General features: G+C 59.3%; 19 protein-coding genes and 1 pseudogene. 7 read left to right on the forward strand and 13 right to left on the reverse strand.

Going from position 1 to position 16,863, the window contains the following annotated elements; all coding sequences use genetic code 11:
* Nucleotides 1-72: 72 nt before the first annotated feature.
* Complete coding sequence (locus H6M51_RS19160; protein WP_185811419.1) at nucleotides 73-246, forward strand: hypothetical protein; 174 nt, start codon at nucleotides 73-75, stop codon at nucleotides 244-246.
* Here H6M51_RS19160 and ligD read toward each other — a convergent pair.
* Nucleotides 243-1,298, reverse strand: a complete 1,056-nt coding sequence (gene ligD / locus H6M51_RS19165; protein WP_185811420.1) for a non-homologous end-joining DNA ligase — start codon at nucleotides 1,296-1,298, stop codon at nucleotides 243-245. The genes H6M51_RS19160 and ligD overlap by 4 nt on opposite strands.
* A 110-nt stretch (nucleotides 1,299-1,408) precedes the next feature.
* Here ligD and H6M51_RS19170 point away from each other — a divergent pair, with 110 nt between their 5' ends.
* Nucleotides 1,409-1,615 (forward strand): hypothetical protein, encoded by a 207-nt coding sequence (locus H6M51_RS19170; RefSeq protein ID WP_185811421.1) that lies wholly within the window; start codon nucleotides 1,409-1,411, stop codon nucleotides 1,613-1,615.
* Nucleotides 1,616-1,927: 312 nt separating this feature from the next.
* Here the strand turns inward: H6M51_RS19170 and H6M51_RS19175 are convergent, their stop codons facing one another.
* Complete coding sequence (locus H6M51_RS19175) at nucleotides 1,928-2,455, reverse strand: GNAT family N-acetyltransferase (protein WP_185811422.1); 528 nt, start codon at nucleotides 2,453-2,455, stop codon at nucleotides 1,928-1,930.
* 311 nt (nucleotides 2,456-2,766) lie between these two features.
* Between H6M51_RS19175 and H6M51_RS19180 the strand changes: the two genes are divergently transcribed.
* Nucleotides 2,767-4,101, forward strand: coding sequence for a ParB/RepB/Spo0J family partition protein (locus tag H6M51_RS19180; protein WP_185811423.1), 1,335 nt, complete (start codon nucleotides 2,767-2,769; stop codon nucleotides 4,099-4,101).
* On the opposite strand, the gene H6M51_RS19185 is transcribed toward H6M51_RS19180, so the two are convergent.
* Complete coding sequence (locus H6M51_RS19185) at nucleotides 4,102-7,068, reverse strand: Tn3 family transposase (RefSeq protein WP_185811454.1); 2,967 nt, start codon at nucleotides 7,066-7,068, stop codon at nucleotides 4,102-4,104.
* A 165-nt stretch (nucleotides 7,069-7,233) separates the two neighbouring features.
* Between H6M51_RS19185 and H6M51_RS19190 the strand changes: the two genes are divergently transcribed.
* Together H6M51_RS19190 and H6M51_RS19195 are read left to right on the forward strand one after the other, a co-directional pair.
* Nucleotides 7,234-7,815, forward strand: coding sequence for a recombinase family protein (locus H6M51_RS19190; RefSeq protein WP_024897959.1), 582 nt, complete (start codon nucleotides 7,234-7,236; stop codon nucleotides 7,813-7,815).
* 52 nt (nucleotides 7,816-7,867) lie between these two features.
* Nucleotides 7,868-8,974: pseudogene (locus H6M51_RS19195) on the forward strand (Tn3 family transposase); the annotation flags it as partial.
* 20 nt (nucleotides 8,975-8,994) lie between these two features.
* Here the strand turns inward: H6M51_RS19195 and H6M51_RS19200 are convergent.
* From H6M51_RS19200 to H6M51_RS19240, 9 genes are all read right to left on the reverse strand, one after another.
* Nucleotides 8,995-9,195, reverse strand: a complete 201-nt coding sequence (locus tag H6M51_RS19200; protein ID WP_185811424.1) for a hypothetical protein — start codon at nucleotides 9,193-9,195, stop codon at nucleotides 8,995-8,997.
* 24 nt (nucleotides 9,196-9,219) lie between these two features.
* The gene (locus H6M51_RS19205; protein WP_185811425.1) at nucleotides 9,220-10,365 is read right to left on the reverse strand and encodes a site-specific integrase; all 1,146 of its coding nucleotides are present in this window, start codon (nucleotides 10,363-10,365) and stop codon (nucleotides 9,220-9,222) included.
* Entirely contained in the window at nucleotides 10,362-10,769 is a 408-nt protein-coding gene (locus tag H6M51_RS19210; RefSeq protein WP_185811426.1) for a type II toxin-antitoxin system VapC family toxin, read from the reverse strand. The genes H6M51_RS19205 and H6M51_RS19210 overlap by 4 nt, the downstream gene beginning before the upstream one ends.
* On the reverse strand, nucleotides 10,766-11,023 hold the full coding sequence (locus H6M51_RS19215; protein ID WP_185811427.1) for a type II toxin-antitoxin system VapB family antitoxin: 258 nt from the start codon (nucleotides 11,021-11,023) through the stop codon (nucleotides 10,766-10,768). Before H6M51_RS19215 ends, H6M51_RS19210 begins: the two co-directional genes overlap by 4 nt.
* Before the next feature lie 390 nt (nucleotides 11,024-11,413).
* The gene (locus H6M51_RS19220) at nucleotides 11,414-11,782 is read right to left on the reverse strand and encodes a hypothetical protein (RefSeq protein WP_185811428.1); all 369 of its coding nucleotides are present in this window, start codon (nucleotides 11,780-11,782) and stop codon (nucleotides 11,414-11,416) included.
* Nucleotides 11,779-12,057 carry a DUF6904 family protein gene (locus H6M51_RS19225; protein WP_185811429.1) on the reverse strand — a complete coding sequence of 93 codons (279 nt, stop codon included), beginning with the start codon at nucleotides 12,055-12,057 and terminating at the stop codon, nucleotides 11,779-11,781. Before H6M51_RS19225 ends, H6M51_RS19220 begins: the two co-directional genes overlap by 4 nt.
* Nucleotides 12,058-12,094: 37 nt before the next feature.
* On the reverse strand, nucleotides 12,095-12,517 hold the full coding sequence (locus tag H6M51_RS19230) for a type II toxin-antitoxin system VapC family toxin (protein WP_159953008.1): 423 nt from the start codon (nucleotides 12,515-12,517) through the stop codon (nucleotides 12,095-12,097).
* Entirely contained in the window at nucleotides 12,514-12,780 is a 267-nt protein-coding gene (locus H6M51_RS19235) for a type II toxin-antitoxin system Phd/YefM family antitoxin (RefSeq protein ID WP_136543707.1), read from the reverse strand. Before H6M51_RS19235 ends, H6M51_RS19230 begins: the two co-directional genes overlap by 4 nt.
* Before the next feature lie 87 nt (nucleotides 12,781-12,867).
* Complete coding sequence (locus H6M51_RS19240; RefSeq protein WP_136543691.1) at nucleotides 12,868-14,001, reverse strand: site-specific integrase; 1,134 nt, start codon at nucleotides 13,999-14,001, stop codon at nucleotides 12,868-12,870.
* A gap of 125 nt (nucleotides 14,002-14,126) precedes the next feature.
* On the opposite strand from H6M51_RS19240, the gene H6M51_RS19245 reads away from it, so the two are divergent.
* Nucleotides 14,127-15,086 carry a DUF1403 family protein gene (locus H6M51_RS19245; protein WP_136543689.1) on the forward strand — a complete coding sequence of 320 codons (960 nt, stop codon included), beginning with the start codon at nucleotides 14,127-14,129 and terminating at the stop codon, nucleotides 15,084-15,086.
* A gap of 2 nt (nucleotides 15,087-15,088) precedes the next feature.
* Nucleotides 15,089-15,778: an SMC-Scp complex subunit ScpB gene (locus H6M51_RS19250; RefSeq protein ID WP_136543705.1), complete on the forward strand. Its 690-nt coding sequence runs from the start codon at nucleotides 15,089-15,091 to the stop codon at nucleotides 15,776-15,778.
* Between the two features lie 378 nt (nucleotides 15,779-16,156).
* Here the strand turns inward: H6M51_RS19250 and H6M51_RS19255 are convergent, their stop codons facing one another.
* On the reverse strand, nucleotides 16,157-16,819 hold the full coding sequence (locus H6M51_RS19255; RefSeq protein ID WP_246780581.1) for a TniQ family protein: 663 nt from the start codon (nucleotides 16,817-16,819) through the stop codon (nucleotides 16,157-16,159).
* Between the last annotated feature and the right edge of the window lie 44 nt (nucleotides 16,820-16,863).

The raw sequence follows: 16,863 nt of genomic DNA on the forward strand, positions 1-16,863 counted from the left end.
GACTGTCCAAAAGCGCCACCCGAAAAGGGTGAAAGCCGCCATATCGTATGTCAGATGGCGGTGGAGACGGTTTTGCAGGACCTGGTAGAGGACGCCTCGCGCCAAGGATGGGAGGAGACAGAAGTCCTCTCCGCCATTATCGAGGTTGCTGACAACCTCATGCTGGCGGCGGCTGCCAATCGCGATCTCGACCTGCTCATCGCTGCTCTACGCAGAAACATGCCTCCGCCCAATCTCGCCGGTTAGGGCTCACCGACATCGAGTGAATATACTGCGCCGGCGTCTTCAGGATCGCGAAGTCCCTTGAATGATGCATGTCGCAGCTTTTTATCGGACGTCCATCCCCGGAAGTCGATTTCAGCGATGAGCGCTGGCGCTGTCGCGATCCGGGCCTTCTCTTTGAAGCGGATCACCGGCTTGTTCGTTTTAAGCTTGTCGAGCTGCTGTCGCAACGCTCGCGCTTGCTGATGTTTAAAGCCAGTTCCGACACTTCCAACATACACATATTCACCTCCTCTGAGAGCGCCGAGAAGGAGGCTTCCAAAGCCATCTGGCATAGCTGACGACAGTTCGTAGCCGAGGATAGCAAAGCTTTCGCGCTGGACGCATTTGATCTTAATCCAGTCGCCAGTCTTGCCCGGTCTGTAGGGGCGATCACGATGCTTGCCGATGATGCCTTCCAGGCCCAGCGCGCAAGCGTGTTCGATCAGCCTTTCGGGATCCTCGTTGATTTCCTCTGACAAGCGGATCGCGCCTGTGGCCTCATCAAGCAGATCCTCAAGGATGTGCCGCCGTGCGGCGAATTCTAGCTTACGCAGATCATGCCCGTCGAGGTACATGAGATCGAACGCGAACATGAGCGCGGTTCCAGCCGGTTGCTTTCCGGTCCGGCCGCCAAGCGAGCCCTGCAGCAGCCCGAAGTCTGATCGCCCCATATCGTCGAGCATGACGGCTTCACCATCGAGGATGAAAGTCGCCGGACCAAGAGCGGCCGCCGCTGACGCAATGGCCGGGAATCTCGCCGTCCAGTCAAAGCCGCCGCGTGTCAGGATCCTCACCTTGGATAGCTCCCGGTGGACAGAAATCCGATAGCCGTCCCACTTGATATCGTAAGACCATTCGGGCCCTTTCGGCGGGCGGTTCCTCAAGACAGCTAGGCAAGGTTCGACACGATCCGGCATAGGATCGAACAGGAGCCGCGGCTGCTCTGGGTCGCGGGGTCTCAGGCGTCCGCTTCGCAGCGGCGCCTTATCTTCCGTCAGAAGCGGTTTCGGCGGCTTTCGCGGTCCTTTTACCATTCCGCCATTTCAGCAGAGACAGCTTAACAACCCGCTTAGGAAGCCTCTGGACCTCAGTCCGCTTGCTCCATAGGGTTTTGGTGCCCGGAAACGACGTAGGACAGGCACTGGTGGATCAGGCAACCGCCCAGGAGCTACTGAAGCTCATTCACAGTATCGCAGATCCTTGCGAGGATATCATCGCCAAGGCTGGCGATCTCGCCGGCGATCCGTCCCAACCGCCAGAGATCCAGCAAGCCTCTGCTGACCTGGCTGCGACTGTTGAGCAGCTCTTTCAGATCGCCCACTACATTATGAACGCTACGCCTAAGCTCTAAAAGCAAGGAACGGTTTTGGCGGGGGAAGTCGGTCCCGGCTTCCGCTTCGCGGCGCTATGCTAAGCCTCCTGCGGCTTCCCTTTTTCCGTCAAAACCGTGTCGAGAATTCCCGCTTTCCCGCCCCTGAAGGAGGGGCGGCGCTATGCTGAAAGCTCCGATGTTCTTCATTGTCTTTCTCGGATCTCGGACTGGCGCCGATCGATCCGAGCGAGGCGGCTCGCCGCCGCTATCGACACTTCAAATCAAGTCGAAATGGAGAGCTGCCCGAGGAGCGGAGCGCTCATCACTCGGAGCGCAGCGGGCAGATCTCGATCACGATACTGTCTTGAACTTCAACCGCATCTCTTTCGCCATTTCAAATCCCATGCCGCGGTACAGCTTCTCCCCGGCGTCTGACGAATGAAGGACGATCGTCGTGCAGCCGATATCCTTCAGATGTTCGACAGCGAGGGCCATCAGCTTTTTGGCAATCCCTTGGCCTCGGTATGCCGGATCGGTGTACACGGTCCAGATGTAGCCATGGAGCATGTGTTCCTGCTTCAGGACGGCAGGGTATGGCACCATGTGGAGCTGACAGCTTACTGAGCCGGCCGGCTTGTCGCCGTCCATGGCTATGAAGCTCGCCAACTTTCTTTCGGATCGACCATGTTCGAGAAACGAACGCGCGACCTGGTCTGCATCAGTTCGCAGGTACTCTGGTGGCGTGCCGTAGCTTTCCCATATTGCGAAGTAGTGAGCGATCACGATGTGGTCGTGTTCCGCAGATGCGAGAACGTATTGCAAAGCCTTGATCCTTCTGCGGAGAGCCGCCCAGGGGCGGCTCACATCAAAATCGCGCATCCGCGAAGCGGATGCTCATCTCAAGTTCTCTCTGTCCGCTCTTACGATAGGACGCCGATCGCGCCAATGGGCAAGCGCGCGAGCGCTGTCGCTCGTCAGGAAAAACGGCTTTCGCCGTCACGCCGGCAAACCTTCCGTTTTTCCTTCCTCCCGCCCCATGACCCGATCCGCATCCTAACGGGAGCGGGCTACGCCCTCCCCCTTCGTTCCGCCGGATGTGGGGGCACATCCTTCGTGAACGAAGGCAGAGGCTTCGCCCACTAGCGGGGCTTGCTCCCAAGGGAAACGGGAAAACACTGGAGCAAGAGACCATGAGCGACATCATCGCGGTAGCATTGAACAAGCTGGACGCCGACCCGAAGAACGTCCGCAAGACCTATACCAAGGAGAGCATCGAGAGCCTGTCGGCGTCGATCCTCGCCAATGGCGTCATCCAAAACCTTGTGGTGCGCAAGGCACCGAAGGGCCGATATCTCGTGACGGCTGGCGGTCGCCGCCTCGCCGCTCTCAATCTTCTGTCTGAGCGGGGCGAGATCGCTTCTGATTACGCTGTGAATGTCATCGTTCGGGAGGCGGGTGACGCAACCGAACTGAGCTTAACTGAGAACGTGATGCGGGAGGCAATGCACCCCGCCGACCAATTCGAGGCCTTCAAAGCCTTGTTCGATGAGGGCAAGTCCATCAAGGACATCGCCGCCCGATTTGGGACAACCGAGATCATTGTCAGTCGCCGTCTTGCGCTGGCAAAGGTTTCCCCTGTCCTGTTCGCGGCGTTCCGCGCCGAGGACATGACCTTTGAGCAGCTTGCCGCCTTCACCATCACTGACGATCACGTTCGACAGGAAGAGGTCTGGAATGCCCTTCCATCATGGGATCGAAGCGCCAACACGATCAAGCGGCGCCTCGCAGCGGATGAAGTCCCCGCAAGCGACAAGCGGCTCACCCTGATCGGTGGGATAGAAGCTTATGAGGCGGCTGGCGGTCCAGTGCGCCGGGACCTGTTTGCCGAGCAGGGAGGCGGCTTTGCTTGCGATAGCGGATTGCTGGAAAAGCTGGTTGCCGAGAAGTTAGAAGCCGAGGCCGAAACCGTAAAGGCCGAAGGTTGGAAATGGGTTGAGTGGTGTGCTCAGCAGCCGGATAACATCTATCAGATGGGCCGGGTTTATCCTCAGCGCATTGACCTCAGCGACGAGGATCAAGCCAAGCTTGACGCTCTGACTGAGCGGTATGACGAACTGGCGGCGCAGATCGATGCAGATCAGGAGGATGAGGCAGCCGAGGCCGCTTTGTCTGCTGTTGAGCAGGAAATCGCCGTCCTGCAGAAGCGCGAGGAAGCCTATAGGGACGAAGACCTCGCAATGTCGGGGGCAATCATTACCATCGACCATTGGGGCAAGCTGTCCGTGCTGAGAGGCCTCGTCCGCGACGAGGACAAGAAGAAGGCCGAGGCCACGGAAGGGAAGCAAGGCGGGGCGACCGAGGAAGCTGACGGCTCTTCGAAATCTACGGGGCTGACCCATTCAGCGGCTTTAATCGAGGACCTGACCGCTCAGAAGACGGCGGCGCTTCGTGTCGAGCTGGCGAACAATCCTGGCGTCACGACACGAAAGTGTTGGATCTGTCCGACTTTTGAGAACGTATGGTGATCACGCTGCGAGGATAGATGTTTCGCGCCGCAATGGCCTGAGATCAACGCCGTCTGTTGGGGTCCAGATATAATCGCCGGTGAGACTGATGTGCTGCCAGCCGAGTGGGGTAATGTGTTTGATGATGTCAAGCGGCGTGGGAATGCCATCTCGGTTGAGCTCGGCGAACGCCGGTTCGAGATAGAGTGTGTTCCAGTAGACGATGGCGTTGATTAGCAGGTTCAGTCCAGATGCTCGGTAGAACTGGCTCTCGAAAGTCCGGTCGCGCAATTCTCCGAGGCGATTGAAGAACAGTGCGCGGGCCAAGGTGTTCTGGGATTCGCTCTTGTTGAGGCCGACCGTCGCGTTCCTGCGCATTTCGGGGTTCTGCCACCACTGGGGCAGAAAGATGGACCGATTGATGCGACCGAGATCGCGTAGCGCCAACGCCAGTCCGTTCTGGCGTGGGAATGCGGACAGCTTCGCCAACACCGTCGAAGGCCGAACCTGCCCGGAACGGATCGTCGTGACCAGCCGCAGGATGTCGTTCCAGTTTGCCTTGATCCGCTCGACGTTGATGTGCTCGCCAACGAGCGGCGCCAGGTTTTCGGGAGGCGCGTCGCCCGGGAAGAGATAGAGCTTGCGATCCTTGAGACCGCGCAGCCGAGGCACAATCTGGAAACCAACGAGATGGCAAAGGGCGAAGCTCATATCGCTTACCCCGCCGGTATCGACATAGTGGGTTTCGATGGCGAGATCGCTGCCATGATAGAGCAGTCCATCGAGGACATAGATGGCTTCGCTCGCATTGGCATTCATGGCGATGATGTAGAAAGCGCCGTACTGGTCAGAGGTGAACCGGTAGAATTTGGCGCCGGGGTTGGGACCATAGCGGCCGTTGAGGTCGCCGATCGCCTCGGCGTGTCCGCCCGCCGGAAAATACTGGCCATCGGAGGATGACGTTGTTCCATCGCCCCACAAGCTTGCCAGAGGCAATTGCCTCTGGGCGTTGACGAGAATGGCGTGCGCGGCCGTGTAACCTTCCTCGCGAATATGCCAGTCGTGCGCCCAGGCGAGTTGGCGCATCGTAATGCCGGGGGAAACGTCCGCCATTCTCGTGAGACCGAGATTGATGCCGTCCGCCAGGATGGCGGTGAGGAGCGCAAGCTTGTTGTCGGCCGTCCGACCGCTGCGCAAATGGGTAAAGGCGTTCGAAAATTCCGTTCGGGCGTCAACCTCGAGCAAAAGGTCAGTGATGCGGATCGCAGGCAGACGGCTTTCCACCTTTAGCTTCAGCGACTTGGCGATGTCCGGAAACATAGCCTTGTGCGGCGTGACGCTAAACCCCGCCCCGGTCAGTTCTACATCGTCGAGCTCGCCGGCTGCGGCCAGACGCGAGAGGTCAGCCAGTCCATCGTTCAGCAGCTGGCGCTGTTGGCGAAGATACGTCTCGACATCGGTATCAACGGCGATTGGAAGCGGTCCTTCCTCACGCATCAGCTCGAATGTCGGCGTGGGAATGAGAAAGCTTTCGAAAGACTGGAAGCGTTTGGCTCCTTCCACCCAGACATCGCCCGCATCGAGCCGGCGCTTCAATTCGCTGAACAGGCAAAGCTCATAAGCCCTGCGATCAATCTTTCCATCTTTGAGTATGAGAGGCATCCAGCCCTTCGGCGCAAAGGAGATCGGTGCCTTGTCGGGTATGGTCCTTTTGCCCGTACGATATAGACCCGCGACCACGGATAGCGCCCGCAAGAGGTTCGCCGCCACGGCGTGACCGCGGAACACGAGCGTGGAGAGAAACTGTGGCGCCAGTTTCCTGATCGTCGGATAGCGCTGGAGCATTTCGATTTTACCGTCGATAACATCCGGCGCGATCAGCGTATCGACCGCCTGGACACTGGTTGTAAAAGCTGGCCATTGGATGACCCGATCAAGCGCTTTGGCCATGTCCTCACCCTTCTCTCTGGCCTCGATGATCGCATGGCAGACTTTCGAAACGTCCTTCAACGGCTTCTGCACTTCCCGAACGGATCGGGTGACGCGAGCAGCCGCCTGGTTATTGGCTCGCCGCGTCAGGATGCCCATGAGTTTCTTGAACATGTCGATCGCGCAATCGGTGAGATGGCGGGAAAGGTGGAGCACTGTCGCAGCCAGGACAGCATGTCGGCGTTCGGTGTTAAGGTCGCGCAGATGCTGCGCGCTTATTCGCGTCCCCTCTGCAGCAAATTCGTCAAAGACCTTGGCCGGAATGCGATCCATCAACGTCGTCGGCAGGTTCAGAGACCGGAGAAAGCGAATGCGCTCGGCAATTCTGTCGAGGTTGACGGCGGCTGGCGACAATGCCGGTGTTCTCGCCCAGGCAAGGATGGTCACGCTTGTCCCCTCACGCGGATCGAGAAGCTTGTCCAGATCGAGCTTTTGGCCTTCTGAGATCCCGCCGGCCAAGGCCCGATGAGCAATACGAATGCCGCGCCTGATCGCCACATGAATGATGGCTTCGAGCGCCGGCCGCGCTGGCAAGAGGATTCTCCTGCGTCGTAGTTCTTCCACCACCATATCCGCCAATACATCGGCCTGGCGCAGGGTTTGCGCGGCAGGTGTCAGCCAGCCTGTGAGTGCCCGCACGTCCGAAGGCACAAACGGACGCATCTTCATTCTGTCGAAAAGCAGGGCCAGATGCTCGCGCCGCGTCTGCGGGCGCTCGAAATAACGATCGATCTCATGTTGATCGACGCCGATCTGCCGCGCCAGAAATCGTAAGACGCCAGCCGGCAGGACCTCGCCATCCGCAAGCGGTCGGCCCGGATATCGTAGCGTGGCCAGAACACAGGCGAGGCCCAGCCTATTCGAGGTCTTGTTCTGTCGCATGATCAGGTCGAGATCCGATCGATCCAGCGTGTAATGTTTGGCGATCTCCCTTTCGTCATCCGGGATGATCGTCGCCTGTTGCCACCATGCCTCGCTCAGTAGTGCTCTTCGCGCCATTCTCTGATCTTCCCGTTTCGTTGCGGAGAGTGCAGCGAACCGGAAAATGCGTGTCCGACAAACGAACGTTTCGCGGCATCCACAAGTTTTGTCCGCAAACCTTGTCATGAAACGGCAAATCGGACAATGTCCGAATTCAACGGAAAAACGGACAAACCACGTCTCATGACCTCTATCGGCTATGCAAGGGTCTCCACCGGCGAGCAGGACACCGCCCTGCAACTCGACGCTTTGCGCAAAGCAGGTTGTGAAAGGCTGTTCGAGGATAAGGCATCCGGCGTGAAGACTGACCGGCCCGGATTGGCTGAGGCGATCCGCTACGTTCGCGACGGCGATACGCTCACAGTCTGGAAGCTCGACCGCCTCGGCCGGTCGATGAAGCACCTTATCGAGATCATCACCGAACTGGAGGCCAAAGGCGTCGGCTTCCGATCCATCACCGAAAACATCGACACCACGACATCCGGCGGTCGCCTGGTATTCCACCTGTTCGGCGCGCTGGCACAGTTCGAGCGCGATCTGATCCGGGAACGAACACGTGCCGGTCTGCAAGCCGCAGAGGAACGCGGCCGACGCGGTGGCCGACAAGTCGTCGTAACCCCGGAGAAACTTGCCAAAGCCCGCCAGCATCTGGCGGCCGGTTTGAACGTCCGGGAAGCCGCCGCCCGCGTGAAAATCGGGAAAACCGCCCTCTACGAAGCTCTCAGGGCCGAAAAAGCAACGACATCCACGGTTAAACCAACCTGAATTCCGGATACGTTCTTAAAAGTCGGACAGATTCTCCACTTTCGTGTCGTGACGCCGTATGGCCGGAGCCTCCAAGGGGATCAGCGCCCATCAGATCGGATGGATGCGCATGTTCCATGCCCGCACGGAAACCTATCGCGCAGCGCAGGCATGTGTGACCGACGCCCATGCGCGTCATCCCCACGCCCAGCTCTGGGGAACAGGGACGACCGCATCATCTGATGGTCAGTTCTTCCGGGCCAGTGATCGTGCCGCCAAACGCGGTGATATCAACCTGCATTATGGCAGCGAGCCAGGCTCGAAATTTTACAGCCACCTTTCCGATCAGTACGGCTATTTCAGCATTCTGCCGATCAGCCCGACCGAGAGCGAGGCAGCCTATGTTCTCGACGGCCTGTTCGACCACGACACCATCCTGGAGATCGAGGAGCACTTTACCGATACCGGAGGTGCGAGCGATCATGTATTTGCCCTCTTCACTCTGATCGGAAAGCGTTTTGCGCCTCGGCTGCGCAATCTCAAGGACCGGAAGTTCCATACTTTCGAAAAGGCCGACTCATATCCAGCACTGGCCAACCATATCGGCGCGCCGATCAATACCGCCCTCATTCTGGAACACTGGGATGACCTTCTCCATCTGGCGGCATCAATCACGACACGCTCTGTTGCGCCCTCAATGATCCTCAAAAAGCTGGCGGCATCCTCGAAACCGAGCCAGTTGGCGAAAGCCCTGCGTGAGCTCGGGCGCATCGAGCGATCCCTGTTTATGATCGAATGGTATTCCAACCCGGCACTTCGCCGGCGATGTCAAGCCGGTCTTAACAAAGGAGAATCCGCCCACAAGCTCAAGCGGGCCGTTTTCTTCCATGAGCGCGGCGAAATCCGCGACCGATCGTTCGAAAGTCAGGCATTCCGTGCCTCGGGCCTCAACCTTGTCGTCAGCGCCATCGTCCACTGGAATACCGTTTATCTCAGCCGTGCCGTAGCCCATCTGCGTCAAAGTGGTCGAACTATCCCCGACATATTGCTCAAGCATGTCTCGCCACTCAGCTGGGAGCACATAAATCTCACCGGCATCTATTCCTGGGACACCGAGCAGCAGATGCCCGAAGGCTTCAGGCCATTGCGACTTCCTGGAAGAATCCTCCGCGCTGCATGACGTTCCCGCTCCGTTCGGTCTTAGCGTACGATTTCGAGCAGCTCTTGTTCTGACCCCTTTAAGCAGATATGCTGCAGTTCATCGGCATCACCGCCTGAGGCGTAGAACAGCCCTATCGCTGCCGTCATGAGCTTTTCCCGCGTGTCTGAGGCGAGACCCGCCTCCTGCGAACGGTCTAGCGCTGTCAATCGCTCTACGATCCGGTTCTGCAGTTCACTCATTTGGTGCTCCGTGTCTCGAGGTCGCTACTCGATCAGTCTGGCAGCGCGACCACTGCGTCGTTGTGCGTGGTTGTAGTATTGTGATGCCTGCTGAACGGATCGATGCCGCGACTGCTCCATTGCCTCGGGGAGAGGAATGCCCCGATTGGCAGCTTCGGTCAAATAGCCGGAGCGCAGGCCATGGGCAGAAAACTCCGCAGGATCGAGCCCCGCCAATTCGACGCGGTGCTTGACGATGTCATTGATTGCCTTTGGATCTAATGGACGGCGCGATACATTGCCCCAACGATCAACCGCCCTGAAGATGCTGCCCTTCTCGATTCTCGCCGCTTCGATCCACGCGCTAAGGGCCTCCACTGGGCGACCGGTGAGGTAGACGACTTCGTCGTTTTCGGCGCCACTGGTTTTGGTGCGTCCGAGATGAATAGAAAGGGAAAGCAGGGGAGGGGCTCCGTCGATCTGGATCGGCTCTTCCACCTGCAGCTGCTCTGTCCTAAGGCCTGCGATCTCACTGCGGCGCCGGCCACCTGACGCGAAAGCCACCATAAGGATCGCCTTATCTCTGACGTCACGAAGGTTGTCTGTCCGACAGGTGCCAATCAGCTTCGATAAGATATCGCCCGTGACAGCTTTGACGCTTTTGCGCGTCCTCGGTCGGGGCGTTGCGCGAACTGCAAGACGGATGGCAGACCTGAGTGCCGGCGAGGCGAAGCTGCCACCAAGCCCGCGCCATTTTGTCAGCGTCGACCAGGTGGCCAGTCTCCGGCGCACGGTGTCTGGTGCATGCGGTCCTGTCTTCCGCAGAAAACCCTGATGCCGTAACTTGTCCTCGATAGTTGCCGGCATTCCGTGTTCCGGATCCGCCAGACGCTTTTCCGCATCCCAAAGATGGTGAGCAACGAATTTGAGAAGGAGCGCTTCAGGAGCAGGCCAGGGAAGCGACCGACCGGTGGCTGCCAACGACCAAGCCTGCAGATAGGCCATATCGGAGGCAAGCGCACGGAGAGTGTTTGCACCCATCCCTTCGTTGACCAGATGGCGGAGTGTCTCGATATCTTGGTCGGTTAGAAGCTCGGCGAGTTCGTCACGTCGCTCCATCGGCAGGACAGCCGCGATGGTGTCGAGCTTATCGAGGCGATGGGCGAGTGCCGTTTCGCGTGGACCGGTCATGTCGTGGAAGAGGCCGGATGGAGCTTCAGATCTGTCTGGCTGAAATCCCGTCCCTTGAACAGAAGGGGAGCCTTGGCAAGGGTCGCCACCGCGTAGGAAAAGCAATCGCCCATGTTGAGGCCGGCCGGATGGCGCCCTTTGCCAAAACGCTCGAAGGCCTGTTCAGCCGCCTGGTAATGTTTTGAATCAAAGGCGACCGAAGTGACATTTGGCGCACCGAAAAAACGGGAGACGATGTCGGCCGGGTTGGAAAACCGCTTGGTGGTCAGCACCAGTCTCGTTTCGAACAGTGTCGGCCAACCGATGAGGATGGAGGGTTCCTCCCTCAACACCGCCTTGAAGGTGTCAGCTTCGGCCTCGTCGAGCATGATGGCGATCAGAACCGAGGTATCGAGGGCGATCACTTCGGCAACCCGTTCTCGTCATAAAGATCGTCATGAGCTGACGTGGTGCCGGCAGGAACGGTGCGCCGACCATCAGCAGCGAGTTCCCAGACGGCATCGAGCGGATGGACACTGCTCTGCTGGCGAAGCTCGATGTCGTAGCGCTCAAGTGCGATCTCGACGAGCTTGTTGATTGGCTGGCCGGTACGGCGCGCCATCGCATGCGCTAGGTCGCGTGCCTTTGTGCTGCGAACGGAAAGTTGTGGTTCGGACATGGGTGCCTCGCTTCGTTCTGCGGGCAATATAGGCCGTTGCGGCCCAGATGGCAAGGAACGGATGCTAGATGGCTAATCTACGATAAGAGATACTTATCGGAGGTTACAAACTCCGCACGCTTTTATGGGAGGTAAAGAACTGTAATGCAGATATAGCTTTCGCTTAACGAATCATTTACCATAAATTCAATGCCTTACGATTTTGCAAAATTGCCCATCCAGAGCCTGCTGCGGCCGATCTCCGAGGCAGCGGTCGTGTGGCTTTTAGCTCCCGATTTCAATTGAAGCGCTAAGCGAAAAACTTTGTCTTCAGCTTTGGGCTTGCGGTTTCAACGGAGGGTGGGGAAAGGGAACTCATCCGGTTGATATCACTATCGGTGTGCCAGTGATTTACCACCGAGGATCGGGCCATTCCGCGTTTTCCCAAGTTGCGAACTCTGTTGCTGAAATCAGGTTCTTCTCACCGTTCTTCAGTCGCATGGCGAAGAGGCGGTCGTACATGGGATCAAAGCTGGAAAGTAACTGGGCGAAGCCTGCTTTTCTTTGTGCTTTCGTCCATGAGCAGTAAAGCCCCCCGCGGCTGTTCATCATGTCGATGACTGCCGGCTGCGCTGGATCAAGGCGCTGCCAGAGACCAATGATGTTCTCGGACTGTGCGCCAAAATCGTCACGTAGCGCATCTTCGATGACGGCCTCCAGGGCGTAGGTGATCGCTTGGGTCTTGGCGGTATGGCTGAGAAACGCGAGGGATTGTCTCAACAGCCTCTGCTGCAGCAGAAGAACTGGCCAGAGGATCTGGACACCGTATCGAACACCGATTTCTTCAAATGCTGAGGCGGCTCGATAATCTCACGTTGCCGCTCAAGGGCTTTGCGCACATCGTAGGCTAGGCCCAGAAACGAGCCTTCCTTGTCGATAATAACCGGTGAGCGGTCATTCACCTCGTGGACGACCTCGTGCAGCCAGGTCAGGGACGTGTGGTCTCCGACGAGCAGGATGCCAGCGTGGTTTTTGAGCAAGCTGTAGGAGAGCATGCAGCCTAGCCCTTTCCACCGACAAACATAGGGTTGATCAAGCCGCCCATGGATTGATTATATCAACTCCGAAGCCTTCAAAATCCTTGGTGTTGCGTGTCGCAAGCGTCAATTGGTGAGCGACGGCAGTGGCTGCAATCAGCCCGTCCATTGAGGCAAGCCCACGACCGCTTCGCTTGGCAAGCGCCATGAGATCGCCCCAGGCCAGGGCAACTGGTCCTTCCACTGGAATAATCCGATTTTCGAAGCGCTGAGGCAGATCATGCGCGAGCCACTCGCCCAAGGCATCGCGTTTTCGTCCGCTATCCATCAATGCGACGCCGCGTCTAATTTCAGCAATCGAAACGATGCTGATGAAGGTGCGGTCTTCGTCCAACCCGTGAATCCATCTCAGAACACCTTCATCTGGGCTAGGTTTTGTAACTTCCGACAGCACATTCGTATCGAGCAGCAGTCTCATAACGACAAGTCACGCGGCTCGTCATGTTGACGTTGAAGATCAAGATCCGCTCCACGCATAGGCGATGCCAGCAGAAATTCCGCAAGCGATCCCCTGCGCCCAGTCTTCTTCTGCCACTCATCCGCAGAAACGACGACCACGCTTGGCTTTCCATTGCGTGTAATCGTCTGAGGTGCCAATTGCGCGCGCTCCATGACCTCCGAGAGCTTCGCCTTCGCGCCAGCGACCGTCCAGCTTTTATCGTCGTGTGTTGATGTCTGCATCGCTTCACCTGTAACCAAAATGACTATGGTGACTATAGTGCGATAGCGGGTTTTCTGCAAGCACCTGAACGGCAGGGGAAGAGATAGCTAAAGCCCGGATGCCTTGGTCAAATTGACCCGGAAGCGATCACGTCGCCGTTGATATCTGCGTGTCATCTCTGCTGATGCGTGCCCAAGCTGCTTCTGTACATAGCGCTCGTCGACTTCAGCGGAGGAGGCCAAGCCCGCGCGGAGGGAATGGCCGGAGAACTTGAAGGCGCGTTCACTTTCGCTCAGATCACCGCGAACGCCTGCGGCCATTGCGGCCCTTTTCACAAGCCGAGCGACCTCCTTGTCGTTCAGCCGCTCCGACCCGACAGCCTTCCCTTGCCCCGTCACCCGCCGAAAAAGGGGGCCATAAGCAAGCCTAGCGAACTTGATCCAGGTCTCGATTGCAGCAACCGGGCAGGTCGCATCTGCCGAGCCGCGGCCGACCTCGACCTCTCGCCATCCGGCTTTACCGCGAAGGGTAATAAGCATGCCCTTGTCGACGATCTCAATCCAACCGCGACCGTCCTCAGTCTGGTCGGACTTCAGATCGAGGCCGACGATCTCGGAGCGCCGAAGACCTCCAGCAAAGCCGATGAGCAACATCGCCCGATCCCGCAGGCCACGCAGAGAGCCGCGATCAAGTGTCTCGACCATGGCGACGATGTCTTCAGCCATCACCGCTTCCTTCTGGACCGGTGGCTTGGCGTGGCTGTTGCGAATGCCGGCCATCACGGTGGCGATATGCCGGTCCTTGCGATCGAGCAAGAGGCCACGCTGGGCATAGTTCCAAGAGAGCGAGGAGAGGCGTCGTTCGATGGTCGAGACTGAGTTCGCGGTTACACCCCGTTCAGCCGTGCCGGAAGCGCAGGCGGTAATGTAAAGCCCAACGGTTTGCGGATGCGGGGGCAGGGGACTGAGGTTCGACCGCCGGCACCAAGCTGAAAAATGCTTCCAGTCGGCGGCGTAGGCTTTGCGCGTATTGGCGGAACTGGCGGCTTCAACATAACCCCGGGCGCGATCAGCAAGGCTTGCAAGATGGGCGGGCGGCTGGTCCTGACCAGCGAGAGAGGGGAAAGGGCTTTCGCCCGAGACTTCCGGCGCGCAAACATCACGCCCAGGCGCAGTGCTGAGAGACGGCGCTGAGGTGTCGTTGACGGAATATTCACTGGTTTGTGCGACTTTCTGGACCATTCTCCATATGAAGTACAAAACGTCCGATAATGCAAGATTATCGGACATAAAGCACGAGCGACAAGCTGTGCGGCTTGGCGGGAAATCGATAGCACAAACCGCGCATCTCGATTATGCTCTGGTGCATGAATTTGCGCCACCGCTCCCCGCTTGCCACTCCGATCGCGCCGGCGGCCGTGCCTCTTCTGCCGGCCTGGGCGACCGCGCGCCACCATGATATGAGCGAGGCGGATGCCGCCTTTGCCGCCGGCATCGCCCTGAAATCGCTGGACGATCTGGTGCGCGCCGGACCCGCCTGGGCCGGCTGCTGGCGCCAGCGGCTGGCGCTGAAATGCGCGCAAGCCGCCGCGCAGCTGGTCGGTCGCAACGAGGGCGAACACGCGTTGCGTGATGCGCTTTTGCTCACTGCCGCCGGCGACGATCCGGGACCGGCCGGCGCAATGGTTTTGGCCTTCCAAAGGCTGGCGGCGAAGAAGCGGCCAATCGGCAGCAGGTTTTTGGAGGACCTGGCGGCACTGATCGGGTTGCGCCGCGACGGCTTCGACGAAATCGCCGATCTGTTCGATGCCGCGCTGCAGTCGCCGCGCGCCGTCCCGTTCGCCGTTGCTGATCTGGTCGCCAAAATCTGCGCTGCCCGGTCCGACGCCGAAATTCTCGCCTGGTGGCTGGCCGACCGGCTGCTGGCGGAAAAGCTCGGCTGGGCGTGTGGCGTGCCACTGCTGATGGGCGAACGCTACGGCGCGGCGTTCAAGACGATCGGCGGCCGGGGACGGGTGCGGTCCGGCGAGCCCGCTTTCCCGCGGGCGGTGTGCCTGGCGCTGGTCGCGGCCACGACCGAGGCGCTGCGGCACGCCAACGACATCGGCCGGCGCGCCGAGACATTGCTGGCGGTGGCGCCGAAGCTGAGGACCAAGGGCGCCGGCGTCGTCATCGAAAAGCTGCTCGACGAGGATGCCGTGGCGGCTTCCGCCCCCGGCAGCCATCTCTCCCGCTGGGCCTCAACGCGGCTGTTTGAGCGGCTGACCAGTTTTGGCGCTGTGCGCGAACTCTCCGGGCGCACCTCGTTCCGAATATTTGGGCTGTGACCATGGCCGGAGGGAGCGCAACAAAGGAAGGAAGAAAGAGCGCGAGGAAGTCCGAGGAGGCTGTCCTGTTTGATCGCGAGCTCGAGGATCTGCCGCCGGATCTGCGTTGGCGCGAATGGATGCTCAGGGCGGAAGCCGTGATCTTCGCTGCCAGCGAACCGGTCAGCCGCGAGGTCTTGGCGCGCGTGGTCGGTCAATCCTGCAGCATCGAGCTTTTGATCGACGACCTCAGGGAGGAACTGCGGTCCCGCCCCTATGATATCGTCGCGGTCGCCGGCGGCTGGCAGCACCGCACCCGCACGGCTTATGGTTCGGCGATCCGTACGTCGCAGGCTCCGACGCGCAGCATGGCCGCATCGCTATCCGAGAACGAGGCCGCAGTGCTGGCGGCGATCGCCTATTTGCAGCCGGTGACCCGCGGCGAGCTATCAAAAATGTTCGGCAGGGAGGTGAGCCGTGACACGATTGCCAGTTTGCGCGACGCCGGCTTTCTCGGCTCCGGCCCGCGCAGCCCGACGCCCGGCGCGCCCTACACCTATGTGACGACCAGGCATTTCCTGTCGGTGTTCGGCTTGGAAACCCTGCGCGAACTCCCCGATCTCGAGCGGCTCGAGGATGCCGGGCTGCTCAGCCGGCAGGCGCTCGAGGAAACTGCGATCGCTGAGTCTGAGAGCGACGTTCTGGAGGGATGACTGACTAGGTCTCGCGGTCTTCTTTACGTTCCAATCAGCTCCGGTGGAAGGCGACAGCCGGGGCTTGGGCTCATTCTGGCATAGGCGCGGAGCAAGTCTGGAAGCTTTATTCTCGGTTCGTTGTCCTCAGAGGCAGTCGGCCGTCCTCTTGTTCGGCCGAGAGCGTTTCCAAGCAGCTCGATCCAGGCGCGGTGGTCAGTCGTCGGAGGAATCAGCCGTGCAGACGGCGCTCTCTGCAGTCCTTTTCGTCATCCGTCGTATTGTCCTCCTGGCATTCACTCGGGCAATTGAGAAGTTCGGCAGAGTAGGCCCGTGCCCCCGCCGACAGATTGGCGAGGAGCATCGTCGAGTAGTAGCCACCAGCAAAACGGGGTATGCTCAAGAGCCGGCGAATAAGCACAGGGCCGGAGGGGGAGCGGGCGATTGCTTCCAGGCTGCAGATATCGTCGATGCATCGGTCGAGCGTTCTGGTCGCGGGACTGAGGTAAGGAATCGGTGCGCGGCGCAAGTCATAGCCGCATGCGACACAATAATGTGCGGCACGAGTTCGCCTTGGTCGAAGACCGTAATGCGGTCGAGGCAGGACGGACATCGGTCGCGCAAACGACAGCCATGCTCTGTGCAAGAAACTCGTGTCGCCAGCCGCCATCGACGCCGAAAATAGGGTTGTGCGTCTTCGGCCAGGCAGCGGCAGCAGAACTGCAGCCATGATGAACTGTCGCGATGTCCGTTATTACGCAACGGCAGCAAGAGCTGTTTCGGCAGATCCTGCGACACGGTCATCGCCGCGAGCTGATCGGGCGCGACGCCGGTTTTGGCATACAGCAGCGTTCCGATGTCGGCCGGCAGCCTGAGATCGAGGGCTGCCGACCACATGCCGGGATTAAGCCCGAGCACACGCGCGAAGGAGCGAGGGGCTACCCCGTTGGCATAGGCAAGCCGGTGCAGCCAGCTCGATAGCAACTCGTCGAGCTGTGGCGCGACGGTGACGGGCGAGCTATGTGCGGCCCCTGTCGTGTTTCGCTCCACTAGCAGCGCCAATAAGGATCAATTAGACTGATTGCTAGTCGGCATTGGGGAAAGCA

The organism is Rhizobium sp. AQ_MP (assembly GCF_014237835.1).
Classification (GTDB): domain Bacteria; phylum Pseudomonadota; class Alphaproteobacteria; order Rhizobiales; family Rhizobiaceae; genus Allorhizobium.